The sequence below is a fragment of the Mesorhizobium sp. M4B.F.Ca.ET.143.01.1.1 genome (genome assembly GCF_004792275.1).
In the GTDB taxonomy this organism is placed as follows: Bacteria; Pseudomonadota; Alphaproteobacteria; order Rhizobiales; family Rhizobiaceae; genus Mesorhizobium; species Mesorhizobium abyssinicae.
In genome coordinates this window covers 1-282 of sequence record NZ_SRSR01000361.1, presented here as the reverse complement: position 1 = coordinate 282, position 282 = coordinate 1, and the positions used below count along the sequence as shown (strand labels likewise).

1 pseudogene is annotated in these 282 nt (G+C 58.2%); it reads left to right on the top strand.

Going from position 1 to position 282, the window contains the following annotated elements:
* Positions 1–282, top strand: a pseudogene (locus EN786_RS38435) (DNA-packaging protein); the annotation flags it as partial.

Genomic DNA, 282 nt, shown 5'->3' with positions numbered 1-282 from the left:
CTTTGACGTTCAAGCTAACGCCGAAGCAGGAAGCGCAACTCAGTCTCATTGCCTCAGACGCCACGCACGTCATGGCGTATGGTGGCTCTCGCTCGGGAAAGACATTCGGCTTCGTCCGGGCCATCCTGATACGGGCCCTGGCTCACAGGAGCCGACACGCTATCCTCCGCTATCGGTTCAACCACATCAAGGCATCGATCGTCTACGACACGCTGCCGAAGGTGATGGAGCTTTGCTTTCCAGGCGTTGCCGACAGGAGCAAGCTGGATAAGACGGACTGGT